The organism is Paraburkholderia sp. Ac-20342 (assembly GCF_017104985.1).
GTDB lineage: Bacteria > Pseudomonadota > Gammaproteobacteria > Burkholderiales > Burkholderiaceae > Paraburkholderia.
Map to the genome: position 1 here is coordinate 1 of NZ_JAAGPQ010000168.1, position 6,044 is coordinate 6,044.

At 67.8% G+C, this 6,044-nt stretch carries 5 protein-coding genes and 1 pseudogene; 4 read left to right on the plus strand and 2 right to left on the minus strand.

Annotated features, from left to right (window positions below; genetic code table 11):
* Both G3N58_RS33135 and G3N58_RS33140 read right to left on the minus strand, forming a co-directional pair.
* Positions 1–401: pseudogene (locus G3N58_RS33135) on the minus strand (DUF3108 domain-containing protein); the annotation flags it as partial.
* Positions 402–427: 26 nt separating this feature from the next.
* Positions 428–1,348 carry an IclR family transcriptional regulator gene (locus G3N58_RS33140; RefSeq protein WP_206001296.1) on the minus strand — a complete coding sequence of 307 codons (921 nt, stop codon included), beginning with the start codon at positions 1,346–1,348 and terminating at the stop codon, positions 428–430.
* A 349-nt stretch (positions 1,349–1,697) separates the two neighbouring features.
* Here G3N58_RS33140 and G3N58_RS33145 point away from each other — a divergent pair, with 349 nt between their 5' ends.
* The 4 genes from G3N58_RS33145 to G3N58_RS33160 all read left to right on the plus strand — a co-directional run.
* Positions 1,698–2,693 carry a fumarylacetoacetate hydrolase family protein gene (locus G3N58_RS33145; protein WP_206001297.1) on the plus strand — a complete coding sequence of 332 codons (996 nt, stop codon included), beginning with the start codon at positions 1,698–1,700 and terminating at the stop codon, positions 2,691–2,693.
* 174 nt (positions 2,694–2,867) lie between these two features.
* Positions 2,868–4,193: an ABC transporter substrate-binding protein gene (locus G3N58_RS33150; protein ID WP_206001298.1), complete on the plus strand. Its 1,326-nt coding sequence runs from the start codon at positions 2,868–2,870 to the stop codon at positions 4,191–4,193.
* Between the two features lie 213 nt (positions 4,194–4,406).
* Positions 4,407–5,333, plus strand: a complete 927-nt coding sequence (locus G3N58_RS33155) for an enoyl-CoA hydratase/isomerase family protein (RefSeq protein WP_241017335.1) — start codon at positions 4,407–4,409, stop codon at positions 5,331–5,333.
* A 285-nt stretch (positions 5,334–5,618) separates the two neighbouring features.
* A partial coding sequence (locus G3N58_RS33160; protein WP_346778315.1) for a PhaM family polyhydroxyalkanoate granule multifunctional regulatory protein occupies positions 5,619–6,044 on the plus strand: 426 nt, incomplete at its 3' end.

Here is a 6,044-nt window from a genome sequence, read left to right on the forward strand (position 1 = left end):
TCGCTCGCCGCCGCTGCCGCTGCAGAGGCCGGCGCTTCGGCCGGCTCATGTGGGCTGGCCGGCTGCAACGCGGTCAACACGTGCTCGCGCGGCGGATGCGCCGTGGGCCTATGCGCGGAAGACGGCGCGGGCGGCGTCGCGGCAGGCGGATGTTCGGGCTGAGGTTCGGGTTGACGTTCGACCCGCTCGGGCGTCAGCAGCGCGACCTGCACCGGCACATGCTCGCGATCGGCCGGCGTCAGATTCAGGCGAGTGCGCTCGAACCACTGTGCGGCGATCCAGTGCAGAATCGCCACCGCCGCGAGCACCACGATCCAGCGCCCGATGCGCAATGTGCCTGGCCGCCCATTGCCGTCGGGCGGCATGCGATCGGCGGCGCGGGTGACGGGAGCGTGAACCATCGGCGATCGAATCCGTGCGCGTGCCGTCAGCCGTTTTCGCTGCGCGGCGTGGCGCTATACCCGAGCTCGTACGAGAGCTTGCGCGCGCATTCGCGCAGTGCGAGATCGACCTTGCCGCCCCAGCGGATATCGAACGCGCCTTCATGGCCGAGCGCGACGAGGCCGAGCGCGAGCGCGCCGGTCGAATCGAACACCGGCATGCAGAACGCGTGGATGGTCGGCAGCAGCATGCCTTCGACGCGCGCCGCCGCGTGCGCGCGCACTTCGTCGAGCACCTTGCCGACCTCTTCGCGGGTGCGTGGTGCACCGCTATACGACGAGCGGCGCGAGTCGGCCAGTTCGCGTTCGAGCATCGCGGCAGTCTTGCCTTGCGGCAGGTAGGCGGCGAACAGCAGACCGGTGGCCGAACTGAGCAGCGGCATCACGTCGCCGAGTTTCAGCGAGGCCTTGGCCGGATGGCTCGACTCCATCCAGTGCACCATCGTCGGTCCCTGGTTGCCCCATACCGCGATGCCCACGGTCAGGTCGAGCCGGTCCCGCAGTTCGGCGAGCGCGATGCGCGCGAGCGCCACGCCATCGACGCGCGCGAGCCGCGCGAGCCCCAGTTGCAGCGCGAAGCCGCCCAGTTCGTAGCGGCCCGAGAGCGGGTCCTGCGCGACGACGCCGAGACGCAGAAAGCTCACGAGATAGCGATGCGCCTTCGCCGGACTCATGCCCGCGCGCTGCGCGAGATCGCGCAGCATCATCGCGCGCGGTTCGCAGGTCAGCACGTCGAGCAGCCTGAAGCCGACCTCGATCGACTGGATGCCCGAGCGCAGTTTCTCTTCGCCGGGCTCGCCGGTGTCGTCGTCGAGACTGGCGGCGTCGGCCGGATCGGTTTCGAGCGGATCGGCCGAGGTGGGGGCGGCGTGAGGGCGAAGCGTACCGGAGCGGGCGTTGGCGGACATGTGCAAAAGGCGCGGGATGGGGCGTTCGGTAATGGCGTGGCGGCGCGAATCAAGGTGCGCGCGATGACGTAACGGCGGCGCAACGGCGACGAAAAACAACGACGACATAACAACGACGACATAACAACGAAATCACGCCGAAGCAGCGGCACAACACAGCGCCACGGCAGTGCGATAACGGCGCAGCGGAAACGTGCAGACAACCCCCCGCAGAAAGCGTGCACGGTCGTTGCCCGGCGCGGATCAACTCGCGTACGGCAACCGCTGCTTCGCACGAACCGCGGTCACGCCGATTCACCATCGTAGAATAGATTCCTTCCATCGTCACTAACACACGGTTCACAGCTCTATGAAACTTGCCTCGCTGAAGGACGGCACGCGCGACGGTCAACTGATCGTCGTGTCCCGTGACCTGCACACCGCGGCGATTGCCGACGCGATCGCGCCCACGCTGCAGCGCGTGCTCGACGACTGGGCTTTCTACGCGCCGCAACTGCACGATCTCTACGAAGCGCTCAACCAGGGCCGCGCGCGCAACAGCTTCGCGTTCGACGCGAAAGACTGCATGGCGCCGCTGCCGCGCGCGTTCCAGTGGGCCGACGGCTCCGCGTACGTGAACCACGTCGAGCTCGTGCGGCGCGCGCGCGGCGCCGAGATGCCGCCGGAATTCTGGACCGATCCGCTCATGTATCAGGGCGGCAGCGACGACTTCATCGGCCCGAAAGACGACGTGCCGTGCGCATCGGAAGCGTTCGGCATCGACTTCGAGGCGGAAGTCGCGGTTATCACCGGCGACGTGCCGATGGGCGCGACGCCCGAGCAGGCGCTGCGCGGCGTGCGGCTGATTACGCTCGTGAACGACGTCTCGCTGCGCAATCTGATTCCCGCGGAACTCGCGAAGGGCTTCGGCTTCTTCCAGAGCAAGCCGGCCACCTCGTTCGCACCGGTCGCGGTCACGCCCGACGAACTCGGCGAGCACTGGCGCGAAGGCCGCGTGCATCGGCCGGTGATCGTCCACTGGAACGGCCGGAAGGTCGGCCAGCCCGACGCGGGCACCGACATGGTGTTTCACTTCGGTCAACTGATCGCGCATGCGGCGAAGACGCGCAATCTGCGTGCCGGCTCGATCGTCGGCTCGGGCACGGTGTCGAACAAGGACGCGAAGCGCGGCTACTGCTGTATTGCCGAGAAACGCTGCCTCGAAACGATCGAGCACGGCGCGCCGCAAACCGAATTCATGAAGTATGGCGATATCGTGAAGATCGAAATGTTCGACGAAGCAGGCAAGTCGATTTTCGGTTCGATCGAGCAGAGCATCGCGCCGCTCGACGACGCGGCGGACTAACGCGCTCGCGTGCGCGGTTTGCGCGGCACCGCTTACGAAAGGGTTTCGCCCGATGCCGCGGCTTTCACGCGCGGCTACACTGACTGGCGCGCCGGCATGGCCGGCGCGGCCGGCGGATCGAATGCAGCAACGCATCGGCAACATCAGAACGACAACCCGACGTGAGGAGACGGCATGCCGCGATTTGACTTCCCCGAAGCTGGAAACCGAGGTGCTGGCGTGTCGCGGGTGAACGCAGGCACAAACGCAGGCACGAACGCGAACATGGGCGTGGGTGCTCATGCTGGCACGGCTGTGAGCGCACGCCTGGACACCAGCGCGAGCCGTCTGTCCACGCGCCGCACGCGCCTCGCGCGCCGTGCCGCGACGCTGTGTGCCGCGCTGGCCTGCTTACTGCCCCTGACGGCGCTCGCCCAGGTCAAGATCGGTCTCGTGCTGTCGCTGACCGGGCCGGCCGCATCGCTCGGCATTCCCGCGCGCGACACGGTCGCGCTGCTGCCGAAACAGATCGGCGGACAGAGCGTCGAATACATCGTGCTCGACGATGCGTCCGACACGACCCAGGCCGTGCAGGACACGAGAAAGCTCATCTCGGAGAATCACGTCGACGCGATCATCGGCTCGTCCATCACGCCGAATTCGCTCGCGATGATCGACGTGGTGTCCGACGGCGAAACGCCGATGATCTCGCTCGCGTCGTCGGCGAAAATCATCGAGCCGGTCGACGCGAAACGCCGCTGGGTCTTCAAGACGCCGCAGACCGACGCGATGATGGCCTCGGCCATCGCCGAGCATGCGAGCGCGCACGGCGTCAAGACGATCGCGTTCATCGGCCAGGCCGATGCGCTCGGCGAGACGTTCTACGCCGAGGTCGCGAAGTTCGCGAAACTGCATCACATCGACATGGTGGCGAGCGAGCGCTTCAATCGCACGGACCCGAGCGTGACGGGCCAGGTGCTGAAGATTCTCGCGGCGCATCCCGACGCGGTCGTGGTCGGCGCGGCCGGCACGCCCGCCGCGCTGCCGCCGAAGACGCTGCGCGAGCGCGGCTACAAAGGGTTGATCTACCACAATCACGGCGTCGGCAATAACGACTTCCTGCGCGTGTGCGGCGCCGATTGCAACGGCACGTTCCTGCCCGCGAGCCCGGTGCTGGTGGCCGCGCAATTGCCGGCCGATCATCCGGCGAAGCGCCTCGCGCTCGACTACATCGCGCGCTTCGAGGCACAGCATGGAGCGGGCAGCGTGTCGGCGTTCGGCTCCTACACGTGGGATGCGGGCGTGCTGCTCGAACATGCGATACCGCTCGCGCTGAAGGCGGGCGCGCCGGGCACGCCGCCGTTCCGGCGCGCGCTGCGCGACGCGCTCGAAACCACGCAGGGTGTCGCGGATACCAACGGCGTCGTCAACATGAGCGCGACCGATCACATCGGCCTCGATCAGCGCGCGCGGGTGATGGTCGAGATCAGCAACGGGAAGTGGGTTTATCAGCCGCGATGAAGCGTGTCATCGTGTCGGCCGGGGTGGCGTGGTTTGCGGCCGCGCTGCTGCCTCGCTTCGCGGGTCCGGCTTTGTAGCTCCGGCTTTACAGCTTCGGCTTCGCGGCTTCGGCTTCGCGGCTTCGACTTCGCGGCTCCGTAGCTCCGGTCTGCGGGCACGGTTCGAACACGCGCACGACGAGTCCACGCTTCACCAACCGACGGATCGCCCATCATGTCCGACGCACCTCACCGTAACGACGCCTACTACGCCCACTACCGCTCGCTGCAATTGCATCGCCATCCGCACGGCGTGCTCGAAATCGTGATGAGCGGCGAGGGCGCGAACCGCAGCGGACTCGCCACGGCGAATGCGCGCATGCATTACGAACTGGCCGAAATCTGGCGCGACATCGAGCGCGATCCCGACACGCGCGTCGCGATCATTCGCGGCGAAGGCAAGGGCTTTTCGGCGGGCGGCGATCTGCAACTCGTCGAAGACATGGCGAACGACTTCGATGTGCGCGCGCGGGTGTGGCGCGAGGCGCGCGATCTCGTCTACAACGTGATCAATTGCGGCAAGCCGATCGTCTCGGCGATGCACGGTCCCGCGGTCGGCGCGGGACTCGTCGCGGGCCTGCTCGCCGACATCTCGATCGCGGCGAAGACGGCGCGCATCATCGACGGTCATACGCGCCTCGGCGTCGCGGCCGGCGATCACGCGGCGATCGCCTGGCCGCTGCTGTGCGGGATGGCGAAGGCCAAGTACTACCTGCTGCTGTGCGAGCCCGTGAGCGGCGAGGAAGCAGAGCGCATCGGCCTCGTATCGCTGGCCGTCGACGAGAGCGATCTGCTGCCGAAGGCATTCGACGTCGCGCGCAAACTCGCAGACGGTTCGCAGACGGCGATCCGCTGGACCAAGTACGCGCTGAACAATTGGCTGCGCACGGCGGGGCCGGCGTTCGATACGTCGCTCGCGCTCGAATTCATGGGCTTCGCCGGGCCCGACGTGCGCGAAGGGCTGAACTCGCTGCGCGAGCGGCGCGCGCCGGATTTTGGCGGCGGCGATCCGTGGCGGGAGGCGTCGCGGGAGAGGGCGGGGGATGGCAGTGGAAGCGAGAACCGTGGCGCCGCGGGTGGCGAAACGGATCGCAGCGAGTAGTGGCGCGGGGCGTGGCACGACCGACTGGCAGCAACGGGTCGCGCGGGGTGTGGCACGAACATGGCGGCACGGCCAGCGGCAGGTAGAAGCCGGTAGCCGCAGGTAGAGGCAGATAGCGGCACAGCCAGGACGCGGGCAACCGTGCGGGCAGGTCGGCGTGGCGGTCGGCGTGGCTGCCGGCACGCAACGCGGCGAGCCCCCTGAGCGACCATTTCACACGGTATGATCGACTCAACCCGCGCGGCTCCGCGCGCCCGACATCTCTTATGCACCGAGGCGACAAGCATGACCGACACGACTGGCACCACGCCGCCCTTTCCCGGCTTTCCCGGTTTCCCGCCCGCTGAAATGCTCGATCGCATGTGGGGCATGATGCGGCTGTCACCGTTCGGCTCGGCGTTGCCCGGCGCGCAGCCGGGCGGCGGCCTCGCGCCGTCGCTGTCGATGATGTCCGACATGATGGCGCCGCTCACCAATGTCGAGGAGCTCGACAAGCGCATCACCGACATGCGCGCGGTCGAGCAGTGGCTGAAGCTGAATCTGAGCATGCTGCAATCGGCGATCCAGGCGCTCGAAGTGCAGCGCGCGACGCTGTCGACCTTGCGTGCTTTCGGCGCGTTCGCGCAGTCGTCGATGGCGCAGCCGGCCGCTGCCGCGCCGGGTCCGGTGCCGAGTCCCGCACCCGCTCAGGCGGCGAGCCCCGCGCCAGCG

Coding starts and splice junctions, on each gene's coding strand:
- G3N58_RS33140 (WP_206001296.1), bottom strand. CDS start 1,348: ATGTCCGCCAACGCCCGCTCCGGTACGCTTCGCCCTCACGCCGCCCCC.
- G3N58_RS33145 (WP_206001297.1), top strand. CDS start 1,698: ATGAAACTTGCCTCGCTGAAGGACGGCACGCGCGACGGTCAACTGATC.
- G3N58_RS33150 (WP_206001298.1), top strand. CDS start 2,868: ATGCCGCGATTTGACTTCCCCGAAGCTGGAAACCGAGGTGCTGGCGTG.
- G3N58_RS33155 (WP_241017335.1), top strand. CDS start 4,407: ATGTCCGACGCACCTCACCGTAACGACGCCTACTACGCCCACTACCGC.